The sequence below is a fragment of the Variovorax sp. J22R115 genome (genome assembly GCF_030317005.1).
GTDB lineage: Bacteria > Pseudomonadota > Gammaproteobacteria > Burkholderiales > Burkholderiaceae_C > Variovorax.
Genome location: NZ_JASZYM010000002.1, coordinates 1 through 14453 on the forward strand (window position 1 = coordinate 1; position 14453 = coordinate 14453).

Annotated in this window: 14 protein-coding genes and 1 pseudogene; 6 read left to right on the forward strand and 9 right to left on the reverse strand. The window is 65.9% G+C overall.

What is annotated here, in order from left to right:
* The 7 genes and pseudogenes from QTI04_RS02915 to QTI04_RS02945 all read right to left on the reverse strand — a co-directional run.
* Nucleotides 1–156, reverse strand: a pseudogene (locus QTI04_RS02915) (branched-chain amino acid ABC transporter substrate-binding protein); the annotation flags it as partial.
* A 69-nt stretch (nt 157–225) separates the two neighbouring features.
* Nucleotides 226–1212 (reverse strand): tripartite tricarboxylate transporter substrate binding protein, encoded by a 987-nt coding sequence (locus QTI04_RS02920; RefSeq protein WP_286614154.1) that lies wholly within the window; start codon nt 1210–1212, stop codon nt 226–228.
* Between the two features lie 19 nt (nt 1213–1231).
* Nucleotides 1232–1888, reverse strand: a complete 657-nt coding sequence (locus QTI04_RS02925; protein ID WP_286614155.1) for a carbonic anhydrase — start codon at nt 1886–1888, stop codon at nt 1232–1234.
* Between the two features lie 47 nt (nt 1889–1935).
* The gene (locus tag QTI04_RS02930; RefSeq protein ID WP_286614156.1) at nt 1936–2964 is read right to left on the reverse strand and encodes a YeiH family protein; all 1029 of its coding nucleotides are present in this window, start codon (nt 2962–2964) and stop codon (nt 1936–1938) included.
* A 61-nt stretch (nt 2965–3025) separates the two neighbouring features.
* Entirely contained in the window at nt 3026–4336 is a 1311-nt protein-coding gene (locus QTI04_RS02935; RefSeq protein WP_286614157.1) for an MFS transporter, read from the reverse strand.
* Between the two features lie 33 nt (nt 4337–4369).
* The gene (locus QTI04_RS02940; RefSeq protein WP_286614158.1) at nt 4370–5962 is read right to left on the reverse strand and encodes an acyl-CoA carboxylase subunit beta; all 1593 of its coding nucleotides are present in this window, start codon (nt 5960–5962) and stop codon (nt 4370–4372) included.
* A gap of 40 nt (nt 5963–6002) precedes the next feature.
* The gene (locus tag QTI04_RS02945) at nt 6003–6230 is read right to left on the reverse strand and encodes a biotin/lipoyl-binding carrier protein (RefSeq protein ID WP_286598119.1); all 228 of its coding nucleotides are present in this window, start codon (nt 6228–6230) and stop codon (nt 6003–6005) included.
* 161 nt (nt 6231–6391) lie between these two features.
* Here QTI04_RS02945 and QTI04_RS02950 point away from each other — a divergent pair, with 161 nt between their 5' ends.
* The 3 genes from QTI04_RS02950 to QTI04_RS02960 are packed head-to-tail and all read left to right on the forward strand — an operon-like array spanning nt 6392 to nt 9620.
* Nucleotides 6392–6886, forward strand: coding sequence for a Zn-ribbon domain-containing OB-fold protein (locus QTI04_RS02950; protein WP_286614159.1), 495 nt, complete (start codon nt 6392–6394; stop codon nt 6884–6886).
* Nucleotides 6887–6900: 14 nt separating this feature from the next.
* On the forward strand, nt 6901–8445 hold the full coding sequence (locus tag QTI04_RS02955; RefSeq protein ID WP_286614160.1) for a class I adenylate-forming enzyme family protein: 1545 nt from the start codon (nt 6901–6903) through the stop codon (nt 8443–8445).
* Between the two features lie 8 nt (nt 8446–8453).
* On the forward strand, nt 8454–9620 hold the full coding sequence (locus tag QTI04_RS02960; protein ID WP_286598091.1) for an acetyl-CoA acetyltransferase: 1167 nt from the start codon (nt 8454–8456) through the stop codon (nt 9618–9620).
* A 112-nt stretch (nt 9621–9732) separates the two neighbouring features.
* Here QTI04_RS02960 and QTI04_RS02965 read toward each other — a convergent pair whose 3' ends face one another.
* Nucleotides 9733–10449: a GntR family transcriptional regulator gene (locus QTI04_RS02965; protein ID WP_286614161.1), complete on the reverse strand. Its 717-nt coding sequence runs from the start codon at nt 10447–10449 to the stop codon at nt 9733–9735.
* A gap of 387 nt (nt 10450–10836) precedes the next feature.
* Between QTI04_RS02965 and QTI04_RS02970 the strand changes: the two genes are divergently transcribed.
* The 3 genes from QTI04_RS02970 (at nt 10837) to QTI04_RS02980 (ending at nt 13074) form a co-directional block, all read left to right on the forward strand.
* The gene (locus tag QTI04_RS02970) at nt 10837–11886 is read left to right on the forward strand and encodes a YihY/virulence factor BrkB family protein (protein ID WP_286614162.1); all 1050 of its coding nucleotides are present in this window, start codon (nt 10837–10839) and stop codon (nt 11884–11886) included.
* 147 nt (nt 11887–12033) lie between these two features.
* Complete coding sequence (locus QTI04_RS02975; RefSeq protein WP_286614163.1) at nt 12034–12588, forward strand: hypothetical protein; 555 nt, start codon at nt 12034–12036, stop codon at nt 12586–12588.
* A 9-nt stretch (nt 12589–12597) separates the two neighbouring features.
* Nucleotides 12598–13074 (forward strand): GAF domain-containing protein, encoded by a 477-nt coding sequence (locus tag QTI04_RS02980; protein WP_286614164.1) that lies wholly within the window; start codon nt 12598–12600, stop codon nt 13072–13074.
* A 20-nt stretch (nt 13075–13094) separates the two neighbouring features.
* Here the strand turns inward: QTI04_RS02980 and QTI04_RS02985 are convergent, their stop codons facing one another.
* Nucleotides 13095–14378, reverse strand: a complete 1284-nt coding sequence (locus QTI04_RS02985; RefSeq protein WP_286614165.1) for a phosphatidylserine/phosphatidylglycerophosphate/cardiolipin synthase family protein — start codon at nt 14376–14378, stop codon at nt 13095–13097.
* Between the last annotated feature and the right edge of the window lie 75 nt (nt 14379–14453).

A 14453-nucleotide genomic window follows, 5' to 3' on the forward strand; every position in this document is an offset into this window, starting at 1 on the left:
CGGCAGCTTGACCCCACCGCGCGCATTGACGCGCTCCACCGCCCACAGCAGATTGCGGAACACCGCCTCGCCGGTGTTGGCGAAGGGGCCGCTCATGCTCTCGATGAGCGCCAGGCGAATCGGGCCCGCAGGCTGTGCGAAGCCCGGAGCGGCCATCGCGGCGCCGATGGCCGCGATGGCCGCGATGGCGAATTTCAACGCCTTGCGGCGCACCGTGTCCATGATTTACTCAGGCTTGAAATCGATCGACTTCAGCATGGCGCCGATGCGCTCGTAGTCCGAGCGCAGCGACTTCGTCAGCTCATCCGGAGTCCGCGGCTGGCCCGCGTCGAGGCCGAACTCCCTCAGGCGTTCGCGCGTCGCGGGTTGCGCCATCACCTTCAGCGCCGCGTCGCGCAGCCCGGCCTGCGCCGCGGCCGGAACGTCCGGCGTGACGAACAGGCCCACCCAGGCGAGAGCCTCGAGTTGCGGATAGCCGAGCTCGGTGAATGTCGGCACGTTGGGCAGGTTCGGCGAACGCTGAGGCACGCTCACGGCGTAGGGAACGATCTTGTTGCCCTTGATCAGCGGAATCGCGTTCGGGATCCCGGCGAACATCAGCGGCACGTGCCCGCCCACCACGTCGACCAGTGCCGGGGGCGAGCCCTTGTAGCCGACGTGCGACATGTCGATCCCGGCTGCCTTGTTGAGCTGCAGTCCCATTACATGCGAGACAGTGCCGGCACTATAGGACGCGTAACTCACCTTGCCCGGGTTGGCCTTCACGTAGGCAATGAGTTCGGCGAGATTCTTCGCCGGGACGGACGGATTGCCCACCAACACGAGCCCGCCGCGCGCCAATTCGGCCAACGGCTTGACCTCCTTGGCCATGTCGAAGCGCAGCTTCACGATGTGGGGAATCTCGCTGACTATCGCGTCGAGCGAAACGAGCATCGTGTTGCCGTCGTGCGGCGACTGGATCAGGTCGTTCACTGCCACCGCCCCGCCGCCGCCGGGTTTGGTCTCGACGATGACCGACTTGCCCATCTCCTTCTGCAAGCCTTCGGCCAGGAGGCGCGAGACGACCTCCAACGAGCCGCCGGGCGGCCCGGCCACGATGATGCGCACCGCCTTGTCGGAAGGGGCTTGCGGAAAAGCCGAAGGGGCGGCCAGCAACGCAAGCGCGGCGGCCAGGGTGGCGCCAAGGCGGCGGCGGTGAAGAATGGAAGTCATGTGTGTCTCCTGTTGGAATTCAATCGTTGGGGGAATGTTGGGGAACCGATCCGGGATCGGGCAGCGCGTCGAAGAACTCGACCCGGCCGGTCTCCAGCGAGTACTCGGCGCCGACGACGTGCAACTGGCCTTTCTCGATCAGCCGCTCGAGAATCTTCGAACCGTGGCGCAATTGCTCGACCGACTGGCGAACGTTCGCCTGAACGCTTTTCCGGATCAGCGTCTCCCGGTCGTAGCCCAGTTCCGGCGCCAGCAGGTCGGCCACCGCGGGCCGGATTCGATCGGCAATGAATCGCAAGTGCGGCGAGCGGGCCTCGGTCGGCCGGCGCAACTGCTCCAGCGTCCCGAGGATGGCGCCGCAGTGCGAGTGCCCCATCACCACGACCAGGGGCGTTCCGAATTCCGCCGCGGCGAACTCGATGCTGCCCAGTTGCGAAGGTGCGGCGATGTTGCCGGCGACGCGGATGACGAACAGGTCGCCGAGATCCTGGTCGAACACGATCTCGACGGGCACGCGCGAATCCGAACAGCCGAGGATGATCGCGAAGGGTCTCTGCTCGAAGTTGGTCTTGGCGCGCCGCATGCGGTGCAGGAAGCGCTCGCCGGTGTGAACCTCGGAGGCAAAACGCTCGTTGCCTTCGCGAAGGCGCTGCAGTGCTTCATGGGCGGTGGTCATGGGCTCTGTCTGCCTTTCCAGTTTGACGAAATCTTGCACTTGGGGCCTCAACGTGTGAAGAAGATGAATGCGATCACGAGGACCGCGAGGAACACCGTCTCGCTCACCATCAGCACGATCGGCTTCAGGCCCACGGTGGCGAAATCCTTCAGGTGCGACTTCATGCCGATCGCGGCCATCGAGATGACCAGCAGCCAGGTGGAGAGCGTCTGCAGCGCTTGCTGCAGTGCGGCAGGAATGAGCCCGGCGCTGTTGACGGCAACGAGCAGCGCGAAAGCCACCACGAACCACGGCAGCAACGGCGGCTTCGGCCCGCCCGACGGGCCGGCGACATGGGCCCTGCGGTAGGACAGCGTGATGACCAGGATCACGGGCAGCAACATCGCGACCCTCAGCAGCTTGACGATGGTCGCGACGTCGCCGGTTTCCTTCGACATGCCGTAGCCCGCGCCGACCGCCTGCGCCACGTCGTGGATCGTGCCGCCCAGGAAGACGCCGGCATGCTGCCCGCCGAAGCCGAGCGCGGTGACCAGCATCGGGTAGAGCACCATGGCGGCCGTCGAGAGCGTGCTGACGCCGATGACCGTGAAGATGGTGGCGCGCTCCTTCACGTTGTCATCGGCCTGCGCCGGCATCACGGCGGCAATCGCCATTGCTGCCGAGGCTCCGCAGATGCCCACGGCCCCGCCCGTCAGCACGCCGAAGCGGTTGCGGTAGCCGAGCATCTTCGCCAGCACGATGCCGAAGCCGATGGTCAGCGCCACCGACAGCACGACCATGGCGATCGGCATGGCACCCAGCGCCGTGATCTGCGCCAGCGTGATGCGCACGCCCAGCAGTGCGATGCCGATGCGCAGCAGCGTGCTCGCGGAAAACCGGATGCCCGGAACGCACCGGCCTTCGATCGAGAGGAAGTTCAGCGCCATGCCGAGCAACAAGGCAAAGAGCATGGCGGATACGTGGTAGTGCTCGGCCAGCGAGATCGCCGCGACGGCCACCACCACCGACATCAGGACGCCGTGGAAGTTGGTGCGTGCGGGCTGTCGCCAGCCGGTGAGCGTGAGGGAAAGGTTCATGGGGTGGAACTCGCGGTTGGAATGGCGGCGGGAATGTCGGCCAAAGGTCGTGAATCGGCGCTCAAGCCGCTTCCCGCGCGGCCCCGGCGCGCTGGCGTGCCACGTCAGACTCGTAGCTGCGAGAGACGAGGACAAAGAAGACTGCAGCCGCGAGCGCCAGCAACGGTGCCAGCGTCAGCGCGCGTTGGAGGCCCAGCACGTCCGACAGGACGCCGACGATCAGCGGCCCGGGCGCCAGGCCGATCAGATTGTTGGTCAGCGTCATCGTGGCGGCGACCGTCGCGCGCACGCCGGGGTGCGTGACATCGCAGGCAATGGCCGCGGAACAGCCGCCCTGCGCCGCGGCGAACAAGGCGCCGAGGAAGATCAGGCCCAGCCCCAGCGGGCCTGGCGGCAGCGAGAAGGCGACGATCAGAATCAGCGCCGTCAGCGCCGAATAGCCGGCAGGCACCAGCGCACGGCGCCGGGGATGCCTGACGCTCAGCCGGTCGGCCAGACCGCCGCCGAAGATCATCCCGACGCCCGACGCGAGGACTGCGACGCCCGCCATCAGCGCGGCCTTCTTCACGTCCATGCCGTAGAAGCGGACGAAGTAGGTCGGGAGCCATGCAATAAGCATCCCGGGCATCGCCATCTGCAGTCCGCTCGCGAGGTAGGCGAAATTTCCCGAGCGCGATGCGAACACTTCGCGCGCGATCCGGCCAAGGCCCATTCCCTTCGACGTGGCGCTGGCGTCCTTGGGCAAGGGGGCGGTCTTGTAGTCGCGCACGACGAAGGGATAGATCAGCGCCAGCACCAGGCCCGGCGCGCCAACGGCGAAGAAGGCCATGCGCCAGCCGGACTCGGCGGCTATGGCTCCGCCGAGGACGACACCGAGCACTGAGCCGAACAGGCTCGCCGACAGGAATGCACCCAGCACCGCCGCACGCTGCTTTGCGGGAAACACATGCGCGAGCAACGCGGCCCCCGCGGCGCCGTAGGCCGCCTCACCGAGCCCTACGAAGGCGCGGGCCGTCAGCAGTTGCGCGTGGCTCTGAGCGAGACCGCAGGCGATGGTCGCCAGGCACCACACGACGGCCATGAGGGTGATGCTCCTGACTCGCCCCCAGCGATCCGCAATCAGCGAGATCGGCACGGTCAGCACACCGACGGTGAGCGAAACCACGCTCACGAGCATGCCGAGTTGCGAGTCCGACAGGCCCCACTCCGCCTTGAGGGCCGGCATGACGGCGCCGATGACCTGGCGCGACAGGTAGTCGGACAGCATCAGTCCGAAGGTGAGCGCGAAGACGGCCCACACGTAGACGCGCGACAGGCGCCGGGGTTCGTTGGGGGCGATGCGGGTGTCGGCGGCCGACAGTGCGGGATTCATTTGGGCTTGTCTCTTGGTTATGTAGGTTCTTGCTCAGAGATAGGTCGGCCACGAGCGCATCTCGTGCTCGCCGATGCCGCCGTTGCGGTCGCGCCGGTGCGTGGCCAGCCCGTCGATGAGCCAGGCGCGGGTCTGCTGCGGCGCGATCACCGCCTGCACGCCGAAGGCGCCGGCCAGCGCGTAGGCCGAGGTGTCGCGTGCCAGTTCGACCTTCAGTTGGTCGAAGCGCTCGGGGTCGTCCTCGCGCTTGATGCCGTAGAGCACGCTGACGCCGATCTGCGGATCCATGAAGCTGGCGTCGGCGCTGGTCCAGGCGGCCACCGCGTCGCTGTTGCGGCCGCCGCCCATGTTGATGTAGGCCTGGCCGTAGCTCTTGCGCAAGATCACCGACAGCTTGGGCACATTGCAGAGCTGCACGGCATGGATCATGTTCATGATGTGCGCCGGAGCGGCCTTGCGCTCGCCCTCGATGCCGACCAGGAAGCCCGGCGTATCGACCAGGAAGAGGACCGGGATGTTGAAGGAATCGCACATCACCAGGAATGCCGTGACCTTGCGGCAGGCTTCCGGGTCCATCGCGCCGCCCTTGAACATCGGGTTCGAGGCGACGATGCCCACGCTCTCGCCATCGAGCCGTGCCAGGCCGGTGACGGCGGCGCGGCCGAAACGGTCCTTCAGGTTGAAGAAGCTGCCTTCGTCGACGATGCCGGCAATCACCTTGCGCATGTCGTAGGTCTTGCTGCGCGCGGAGGGCACGAGCTCGACGAGCTTGTCGGCATCGGGCGCGATCGCCTCGGCCGCCGAAAGGCGGGGTGGACGGGCACCCGCGTGCGACGGCAGGTAGCTGAGGAAGCGGCGGATTTCCGCCAATGCTTCCGCGTCGCTGCTGACGACCCTGTCCACCAGGCCGGTCTGCTCGGCGTGCAGCCTCCATCCACCCAGCTCTTCGGGATCCACGGTTTCGCCGATCGCGAGCGAGGTGACTCTCGCGCTCGACACCGCGAGGAACGCCCCCTTGCGCATCACCACGAAATCGGACAGGCAGGTGTACCAGGTCGATGAGCCGAGGCAGGGGCCGAGCACGGCGCTGACCCATGGTGTCTCTCGGCGGCGGCAGTACTGCTGTGGGTCCTGGCCGGCCGCAGCCATCGCCTCGGCGCCCAGGCTGTCGGGCACCCGGGAACCGCTGGATTCGCCGAGGAAGATCAACGGCATGCCGCTGCGATTGGCCGTGTCCTTGAGGCGTGCGATCTTGCGCATGTTCACGGCCGACGACGACGCGCCCTTGACGGTCATGTCGTTCGACACGACGGCCACGCGTCGCCCTTCGATACGGCCGGTGCCGGTGATCTTGGCGTCGGCGGGCGAGCTTTCGCGGTCGGCAGGCAACACTGAGACAGCCAGCATGCCGGTTTCGCTGAAAGACCCGGCGTCCAGCAGTTGATCGATGCGCTCGCGTGCGTTGAGGTGACCGCTGGCGCGCCGCTGCGCAAGCTTGTCCGCGCCTCCCATGGCGAGCGCGGTGCGGATCCGGCCGTCCAGTTCAGCCCGCTGTTCTCCGTGGCTGGAAGCGCCGGGAGCGGCGGCATTGACGGCCGCGTCGGCCGGTGCGAATGTGAGGCTCATGCGGATACCCCCTTGTCAGCGCTTTGGTTCCTCATGGCGCTCATTCCTCTTCGAAGACTGCGATTTCCTGGCCTTCGCGCACAGGAGCGCCCTCGGCGATGAGGATCTCGACCACACGGCCGGCCTCGGGGGCCACCACGGGGATTTCCATCTTCATGGACTCGAGAACCATCAGGGTGTCGTCCGCCAGGAGGACGTCGCCTGGCTTCACCAGGATCTTCCATACGGTGCCGGTGATCTCGGAGCGAATCTTTGTCTGCGTGGTCATGTGCGGGGTGCCTCGTGTTGTGGCGGCGGAGCGCCGATGAACGAACTTTACTCGACATTCCGATTGTTGACAAGCTGAATGTGCCCATGCTTTAATCGAGGCTTTGCAGCAAAGTGCTGCGCCAACGAGGCGGCACACCCGTCCGAACGGAGACCAACCCCATGGCCCTGACCGCAGGCGAAACAGAGGAAAAGCCGATGAACCCGACCCCGGCGCGCCCCATGCCGATCCCCACCGCCGAGACCGCGCAGTACTGGGACGCGGCGTTTGAAGGCACGCTCAAGATCCAGTACTGCCCGACCTGCGCGCGCCACCAGTTCTATCCACGTCGCTTCTGCACGGAATGCCTGTCGGAGAAGATTGAATGGGTGCCGGCCAGCGGCTCCGGCCACGTCTACACCTACACCGTGTGCCACGTCGCCGGGCACCCGGCGTTCGAAACGCGTACGCCCTATGCGATCGGGATGATCGAACTCGACGAGGGTGTACGCATGCTGGCCGGCATCGTCGCTTCGGACCTGGACCACCTAGCCGTCGGCGCCCCGGTGCAGGTGTGCTTCGAGCGCATCAGCAGCGAGATCGCCCTGCCGATGTTCCGGCTCACCGGCGGCGACCTGGCCGCCGCCGAAGGCACCGGCCGCCCCGACCATTTCTGAATACTGGAGACAACATGATCATTGATTCCTTCGACGCCGGCGCAACGGCATTTCCGGACCGCGTCTTCGTGCAAGGCGGCGACGTGAAGATGAGCTACAGCGAGGCTGAAGGCGCATCGCACGCCGTCGCCACCGCATTGGTGCGCGACGTGCAGCCGGGCACCCATGTCGGCGTGCTGTCGCCCAACCACCCGATCGTGCTGCCGGCAATGCTGGGCGTGATGCGCAGCGGCGCGGTGTTCGTGCCGCTCAACGCACGCGATCCGATCGAGGACATCATCTGGTTCGCCAGCTTCTGCGAGATCGCGGTGCTGATCTGCCACCCGCAGTACGCGCCGCACCTCGAACGCATGAAGAACGAGATCCCGACGCTCAAGCGCGTCATCGGCCTGACGGAACCGCTGGAGCAAGACGGCGATGACATTGCGCAGTGGGTGAAGAACTTCGCCGGCCGGCGCGTGACGGTGCGACGCGAACCCGATGACATCGCGCTCATCAAGTCCTCCGGGGGCACGACGGGCCGGCCGAAGGCGATCATGCAGAGCCACCGGTCGCTCGAGACCGCCTACCGGATCACCAACCAGTTCACGCCGCCTCGCAAGGATCCGGTGCATCTGGTCGTCGCGCCGCTCACGCATGCGGCCGGTGCGACGATGGTCGCGCTGGCACGTTTCGGCGCGCGCAACGTGATCGCCCCGTCGGCCGACCCGGGTGTGATCCTGGAAGCGATCGAGCGCGAGCGGGTGACGCACATCTTCCTGCCGCCCACCATGATCTATCGCCTGCTCGCCCACGCCGACGTAGCCACGCGCGACTGTTCCTCGCTGGAGTACGTTCTGTACGGCGCCGCACCGATGTCGGTCGACAAGCTGCGCGAAGGCCTCGCCCGATGGGGCCAGGTGTTCATGCAGAGCTACGGCCAGTCGGAGGTGCCCGGCGTCATCACCTGCCTGTCGCGCAAGGACCATTTCGTGCACAACGACCCCGAACTCGACAAGCACCTCGCCTCCGCCGGCCGCCCATCCGGCGCCTGCGAGGTGGCGCTGATGGACGACGAGGGCAACATCGTGCCGACCGGCGAACGCGGCGAGATCGTCGCGCGCGGCGATCTGGTCTCGCCCGGTTACTACAACAACCCGGAGGCGACGGCCGAGGCGCGCGCCTTCGGCTGGCACCACACGGGCGACATCGGCGTGTTCGACGAGAACGGCTTCCTGTATGTGGTGGACCGCAAGAAGGACATGGTCATCTCCGGCGGCTTCAACATCTATCCGAGCGAGATCGAGCAGGTGATCTGGGGCCACGCCTCCGTGCAGGACTGCGTCGTGGTCGGCGTGCCCGATGCCGACTGGGGCGAACGCCTGACCGCGGTGATCGAACTCAAGCAGGGCACCAGCGCAACGGCCGACGAGATCGTCGAGATGTGCAAGAAGCGCTTCGGCAGCCTGAAGACGCCCAAGCAGGTGGTGTTCTGGCCCACCCTGCCCCGCAGCCCGGTCGGGAAAGTGTTGAAAAAGGACGTTCGAGCCCAACTCGCCGCCGAATCGGCACGGGTCTAAGGACAGACATGGACCCCAAAGCTCTGAGTGGCCGCTACGCCATTGCCGGCGTCGGCGAAGCCGGCATGGGCAAGGCCCAGCCTGGAGACACTGCGCTGTCGCTGCAATGCGAGGCAGCGCGGCAGGCGATCCTGGACGCGGGACTGAAGCCCACCGACATCGACGGCGTGTTCGCCCACTGGGATGACCGTGCGGCCGGCCTGCTCGTGACGGAGTACATGGGCCTGAAGCCGAGCTACGTCGACAGCACCGTCGTCGGCGGCCAGTCGAACCTGACTCACGTCGCCCACGCGATGGCGGCGATGGAGGCCGGGCTGTGCAACGCCGCACTGATCACCTACGGCAGTACGCAGCGGCTGGACCGCAGCCGCTCCCGCGGAGGCCATGCGCAGGATGCGCGCATGCCGCCTGGGCAGTTCATTCAGCCCTACGGCATGCTGAGCCCGATCGGCTTCTATGCGATGCAGGCTCGCCTGCACATGCACCGCTACGGCACGCGCGCCGAGGACCTGGGCGAAGTGGCGTTGGCGGCTCGGCGCTGGGCGCAGCTCCATCCGAACGCCATTGCGCGCTCGCCGCTGTCGATGGAGGACTATCTGGCAGCTCCGATGATCGCGGACCCGCTGCGCAAGTTCGACATCTGCCAGGTGACGGACAGCGCCGGTGCGATCGTGCTCGTGCGGGCCGATCGCGCAAAGGAGTTGCCCCGCAAGCCGGTTCTGGTGCAGGGCTTTGCCGAGCGGTACATCCAGCACGCCACGCCTTTCGGCACGGACGACTGGATCGACAACGGCGTGCTCGCCGAGATGGGCCGCCTGGCCATGGCGCGCGCCGAAGTCAGCCATTCCGACATCGACCTCGTGCAGATCTACGACGCTTTCACCATCAACGTGCTGGTCGGACTCGAAGCCCTGGGTTTCTGCGAGCGCGGCGAGAGCGGCGCCTTCGTGCAAGGTGGACGCATCGCCCCGGGCGGCGCATTCCCGATGAACACCTCCGGCGGCGGCCTGTCCTTCAACCATGGCGGCATGTTCGGCATGCCGCTGATGATCGAGTCGGTGCGCCAGTTGCGCGGCGATTGCGGCGAGCGCCAGGTGCCGAATGCCCACAACTGCCTCCTCCAGGCAGGTGGCTTGGTGATGTCCGCCTATATGGTCATGATCCTGGGCATTTGATCGCCCCCAGCCTCGCCCACTTCGTGTGGCTCGGACACCCCCTTCCGGGGGCAACCCCAGCGGACCGGCGAAGCCGGTTCCGCGGGGTTCCTGGATTCTGGCTGCGGCGGCTTTACGAGTCGCTGCTTACGCCGCCCTGGCGCACTTCGAGTTGCTTCATCGCCTCGCGCTTCGAATCCTCGATCAGTTTCTCGACGGCATCAGCGGCCACATCCACGTTGCCCGCCTTCAAGGCCTTCTGCATGGCCTTCCAGTTGCGGGCCGATTCCTTGCGCCGTGCCGGCGTGGCCAGGCCGAGCTGGGTATAGCGCAATGTCTGGCGCGACAGCGAAGCGAGGATCTCGGCGAGACGCTCGTTGGTACAAGACTCGCGCAAGACGCGGCTGAGCCGGAACGATGTCTGGAAGTATTCGGCGCCCCCACCATCGGTCTGCGCCAGCGCGTCGAGTGCGCGGACGTCCGCATCGATGATCGCCGCGACACGCGCCGCTTCCTCGACGGACAGCCTGGCGACCATCGCGGCCGACAGCTTGCGGCGGATCTCGAAGATGTCGGCGACCTCCTTGGTCGACAGTTGCGTGACGTGCGCGCCCCGGTTGGGCAGGATGCGAACGACCGAGTCCTTCTCCAGGATGCGCAACGCCTCACGCACCGGGCCGCGACTGACCTCGAACTGTTCGGCGAGAGCCTCTTCGCGAATGCGCTCGCCCGGCTCGTACTCGCCGTCGGCGATGGCAGTGAAGATGCGTTCGGCGATCTGCTCCGGAAGCGTCATCAATTGCCGGAGCGGCTGCTTGGCGCGTGCGGGCTGCGTCTCTGAGGCAGCCATGGTCTTTGTCGTCATTAGGAATGCCCAGTTGCTGTGGTCGCGACTCTATTGTCAACAAACCAAATGTAATCATGCGATTAAACCACAAGGGCCGATGGGGGGCCAGCAATGCATCGGTAGATCGGCCCAAGTCGATTGTCAATGTCTCACGACATAAGAAACAGAGACTGCAGAGAGTTCCTGACAGCGTTCGTCCGTGAACACTGACCGCCGGTATCGGAGGCAAACCGTAGGCTCCGGCTTTGCCACGACCGCATCCATAGCTTGGGAGCAGTAGCGTCGTACCAGGGAGCGCTCAACATTGAGGGGCCCAGCATGAAGCCGAAGGAATTTCTCGGTCTTTGCCGGAAGGCGGCGATGGCTTGGATCGATGACTTCGCTCCGAGCATGGGCGCCGCGATCTCTTACTACACGATCTTCTCCATGGCGCCGCTACTGGTCATCGTCATCGCCATTGCGGGCGCGGTATTCGGCCGCGATGCCGCGCAGGGAGAGATCGTCGCGCAGATTGGAGGACTGGTGGGTCAGGACGGCGCCACGGCGGTCGAAGCATTGCTGCGTAGTGCGAGCGAGCCGGAGAGGGGCCTCGTCGCTGGTGCCATCAGTGTCGCCGTGCTCCTGGTCGGCGCCACGACGGTGTTCGCCGAATTGCAGAGTGCGTTGGATCGCATATGGCATGTACCGGAGCGGGAGAAGCCGTCCGGCGTGTGGGCCGTGCTGCGGGCGCGCCTTCTGTCGTTCGGGCTCATCCTCGGCCTGGCTTTCCTGCTGATCGTTTCGCTGACGGTCAGCGCGGGCCTTGCAGCGTTCGACACCTGGTTTGGCGGATTGCTTCCGGGCTGGGAGATCCTTCTGCAGGGCAGCAATGAGTTGATTTCGATCGGCATCTTCACGCTGCTCTTCGCCATGATCTTCAAGTTGATGCCGACCGCTGCCATCGGCTGGCGCGATGTCTGGATCGGGGCGTTCGTCACCGCACTGTTGTTCGAGCTCGGCAAGCTGCTGATCGGCCTCTATCTGGGCAAGAGCGGGGTCAGCGAATCCTTCGCCGCCGCGGGCTCGTTGGTGGTGCTCGTGGCATGGGTTTACTACGCTGCGCAGATTTTTCTGCTCGGCGCGGAATTCACCAAGGCCTACGCGGATTCGCATGGCTCGCTGGCAGGGGCCAGGGCGATGGATGGAAGCGCGGCGGACGCGAAAGCCGATGCGGGTGCAGGTCCCGTCGTGGCGACGCCGGCTCGGGCGATCAGGGAGCCGCTACCGGACTACGCAGGCATTGCCCGGACCGCGGCCGCGCAGCGAGAGGTCGATCGGCGCGTGGCGCAGGCCACCCGGCTCCTCAGCCGGCAGTTGGTGTTGCTCGCGGCCGTCACGATCGGCAATGCGCTGGTTGCGCGCTGGACCAGGCATCAGCGAAAGATCGCTCGTCGACGCTAGCCATGGCGACCAGCGGTTTTGCCCTACACGCGCTGGACGATGTCGATGACTCCATGGGGTCGAGGGCATGCCTACCGTGACCCGTGTTCTCTTCGTCGAAGAGTTTTCTCTTTTCTTTTCGCCCCTTCGGGCTATCAAGGAGACAGCATGGCAACAGATGACGGCCAACTCGGCAACGGCTCACCCAACCGCGATCCGATCACCGGCGCACCTGGCGCCCATCCAATAGGCACTGGCTTGGGCGCGACAGGCGGTGCGATCGCCGGGGCTGCCGCCGGCTCGCTCGCCGGCCCCGTAGGAACGGCGGTCGGCCTCGTGGCCGGCGCGGTCGCGGGTGGCTTGGGCGGCAAGGCCGTAGCCGAAGGCGTGAACCCGACCGCCGAGGAAACGTATTGGCGCGAGAACTACGCCAAGGAGCTGTACCACGACCCAAGCCGGCCGTGGGAGGACTACGGTCCGGCCTATGAAGCGGGCTGGACCGGGCGTAGCCTTCGGGGCGCCGACTTCAGCGCCGCAGAGCCCGAGTTGGCATCCGAATGGGAAAGCCGCCGCGGCGCTTCCAGGCTCGATTGGGCCGAAGCCCGCCCGGCTGCGGAAGCGGCGTGGAATCGTGCGGACGAGACCTACTATGCGACGCAGGAACAGCCAGACCACGATCCCATCCGCGATCTGAAGAACGACGCGCGCGAGCGGACCTCCTGAATCGCCACCATGTCCCCTGACCGCGACATCTCGGTCTTCACGGCAACCTTGCGAACAGCAGGACCCGAAGCCGCCCTCGCCTTCTTGAACGCCGCCGTTCCGCACAGGTACTCGGCGGTTTATCGCCTGCATGGGAGCACCTTGCAGAACGTCTATCTGCACGACAAGCAAGGCGAACTGCGGCCGGAGTTCCTGGCGATCGTTCCTTTCGAGACGAGCTTCTGCCAGTTCGTCCTTCGCGACGGCGCCTTTCTCACGGACGATTCCGGCGCCGACTCGCGACTGGACGGACATCCGTACCAGGGCGTGATGGTCAGCTATCACGGCGTGCCGCTCGTCGGCGCGACAGGCGAGCTCATCGGAACGCTGTGTCATTTCGACGTGCAAAGCCATTCGCTGCCGGATGGCGAGTACGCCCTTCTGCAAAGCGCGGCCCTGGTGCTTCCGCTCTTCCTGCCGTCGATCCCCGCTCAGCCCGTCGACTAGGTTGCAGAGGCCGCACCCCCTCAGAGTTGCGCAGAGAGCAACGAGGCGAGGTGCTCCAACGCCTTCTCCGACAACGGCCGCTCGCGCCACGCTTCGAGCGTGATGCGCTTCGAAAGCTTCAGGTCTGCCTCGAACTGAACCGCTTGCATCGCGGCGAATGCTTCGTCGTAGATGTTGAGGTTCGCCTCGTCGTTGAGACGGAACGATCGGTTGTCGAAGTTCGTCGACCCGACCGAGACCAGGAGCCCATCGACAGTGAAGACCTTGCAATGGAACATGGTCGGCTGATATTCGCTGATCTCCGCGCCAGCTTCGAGCAGCGGACCCCAGGCGGCCCGTGACGCCCCGCGCACGGTCTGGGAATCCATGATCGGCCCCGGCGTGATGATGCGTACCCGCACGCCGCGTTGCATCGCAGCGACCAATGCGCCAACGGTCAAGTCGTCCGGAACGAAGTAGGCGCTGGCGAGATCGATGGTCTTCGTCGCCGCGGCGATGGACAGCAGGTACATCAGGTGCATGCTCTCGCTCCCCCCAGAGGGAGAACTGCTGAACATCTGGGCCCGGCCGCTGCCCATCCTGGCGATCGCCGGAAAGTAGCGCTCGCCGTGCAGCACGTCGCCCGACACCTTGATCCAGTTGTCCATGAAGACGGCCTGCATCTGGGCGACCACCGGTCCTTCGACCTTGAAGTGGGAATCGCGCCAGTGATCCGCGTCCTGGGCATTGCCTGTCCAGGTGGGGGCGATGCCGACGCCGCCGGTGAAGCCGATACGCCCATCGACCACCAGGAGCTTGCGGTGGGTGCGGTTGTTCATTCGAGTGATGTCGTACCAGTTCGGCTTGTGGAACTTGCGGATCTGCACGCCCGCGTCTTCCATCTCCTTCACGAAATCCTCGTCCACCTTCGCGCTGCCCACCCAATCCAGGAGCACGTGCACCTTGACGCCGGCTCGCGACCGCTCGGCCAACGCATCGGCAAACGCGCGCCCGATGTCGCCCGACCAGTAGATGTAGGTTTCGAAGGTGATGCTCTGCCGTGCGCTTCGAATCGCGGCCAGCATGGGCGGGAAGATCCGGTCGCCGTTGTGAAGCGCCTCGAAGCGATTGCCTTCCGTGATGGGCGGCCCCAGCATGACGCCCAGTGCACGCTGGTACTGCGCGTCGTGCAGCGCGTATTCACGGGTCACCTGCTCGTCGAGCTTTTTTTCGCCACCGGTGAATGCGAGCACCAGAACCGTCGCGGCAACCGACAGGACGAGCGTCCAGAAAATGGCTTTCGTACGGCTCCGCAGTGGCTTCATAAGGGTGGCTGCACAGGTCTCGGGTCGATGGCGGAAGAAATGCAAGGCCGCTGGAGTGTGCACCTCGGCCATCCT

Excerpts from the sequence above, each read along its gene's own strand:
- QTI04_RS02920 (WP_286614154.1), bottom strand. The coding sequence starts at position 1,212 with ATGACTTCCATTCTTCACCGCCGCCGCCTTGGCGCCACCCTGGCCGCC.
- QTI04_RS02925 (WP_286614155.1), bottom strand. The coding sequence starts at position 1,888 with ATGACCACCGCCCATGAAGCACTGCAGCGCCTTCGCGAAGGCAACGAG.
- QTI04_RS02930 (WP_286614156.1), bottom strand. The coding sequence starts at position 2,964 with ATGAACCTTTCCCTCACGCTCACCGGCTGGCGACAGCCCGCACGCACC.
- QTI04_RS02935 (WP_286614157.1), bottom strand. The coding sequence starts at position 4,336 with ATGAATCCCGCACTGTCGGCCGCCGACACCCGCATCGCCCCCAACGAA.
- QTI04_RS02940 (WP_286614158.1), bottom strand. The coding sequence starts at position 5,962 with ATGAGCCTCACATTCGCACCGGCCGACGCGGCCGTCAATGCCGCCGCT.
- QTI04_RS02945 (WP_286598119.1), bottom strand. The coding sequence starts at position 6,230 with ATGACCACGCAGACAAAGATTCGCTCCGAGATCACCGGCACCGTATGG.
- QTI04_RS02950 (WP_286614159.1), top strand. The coding sequence starts at position 6,392 with ATGGCCCTGACCGCAGGCGAAACAGAGGAAAAGCCGATGAACCCGACC.
- QTI04_RS02955 (WP_286614160.1), top strand. The coding sequence starts at position 6,901 with ATGATCATTGATTCCTTCGACGCCGGCGCAACGGCATTTCCGGACCGC.
- QTI04_RS02960 (WP_286598091.1), top strand. The coding sequence starts at position 8,454 with ATGGACCCCAAAGCTCTGAGTGGCCGCTACGCCATTGCCGGCGTCGGC.
- QTI04_RS02965 (WP_286614161.1), bottom strand. The coding sequence starts at position 10,449 with ATGGCTGCCTCAGAGACGCAGCCCGCACGCGCCAAGCAGCCGCTCCGG.
- QTI04_RS02970 (WP_286614162.1), top strand. The coding sequence starts at position 10,837 with ATGGGCGCCGCGATCTCTTACTACACGATCTTCTCCATGGCGCCGCTA.
- QTI04_RS02975 (WP_286614163.1), top strand. The coding sequence starts at position 12,034 with ATGGCAACAGATGACGGCCAACTCGGCAACGGCTCACCCAACCGCGAT.
- QTI04_RS02980 (WP_286614164.1), top strand. The coding sequence starts at position 12,598 with ATGTCCCCTGACCGCGACATCTCGGTCTTCACGGCAACCTTGCGAACA.
- QTI04_RS02985 (WP_286614165.1), bottom strand. The coding sequence starts at position 14,378 with ATGAAGCCACTGCGGAGCCGTACGAAAGCCATTTTCTGGACGCTCGTC.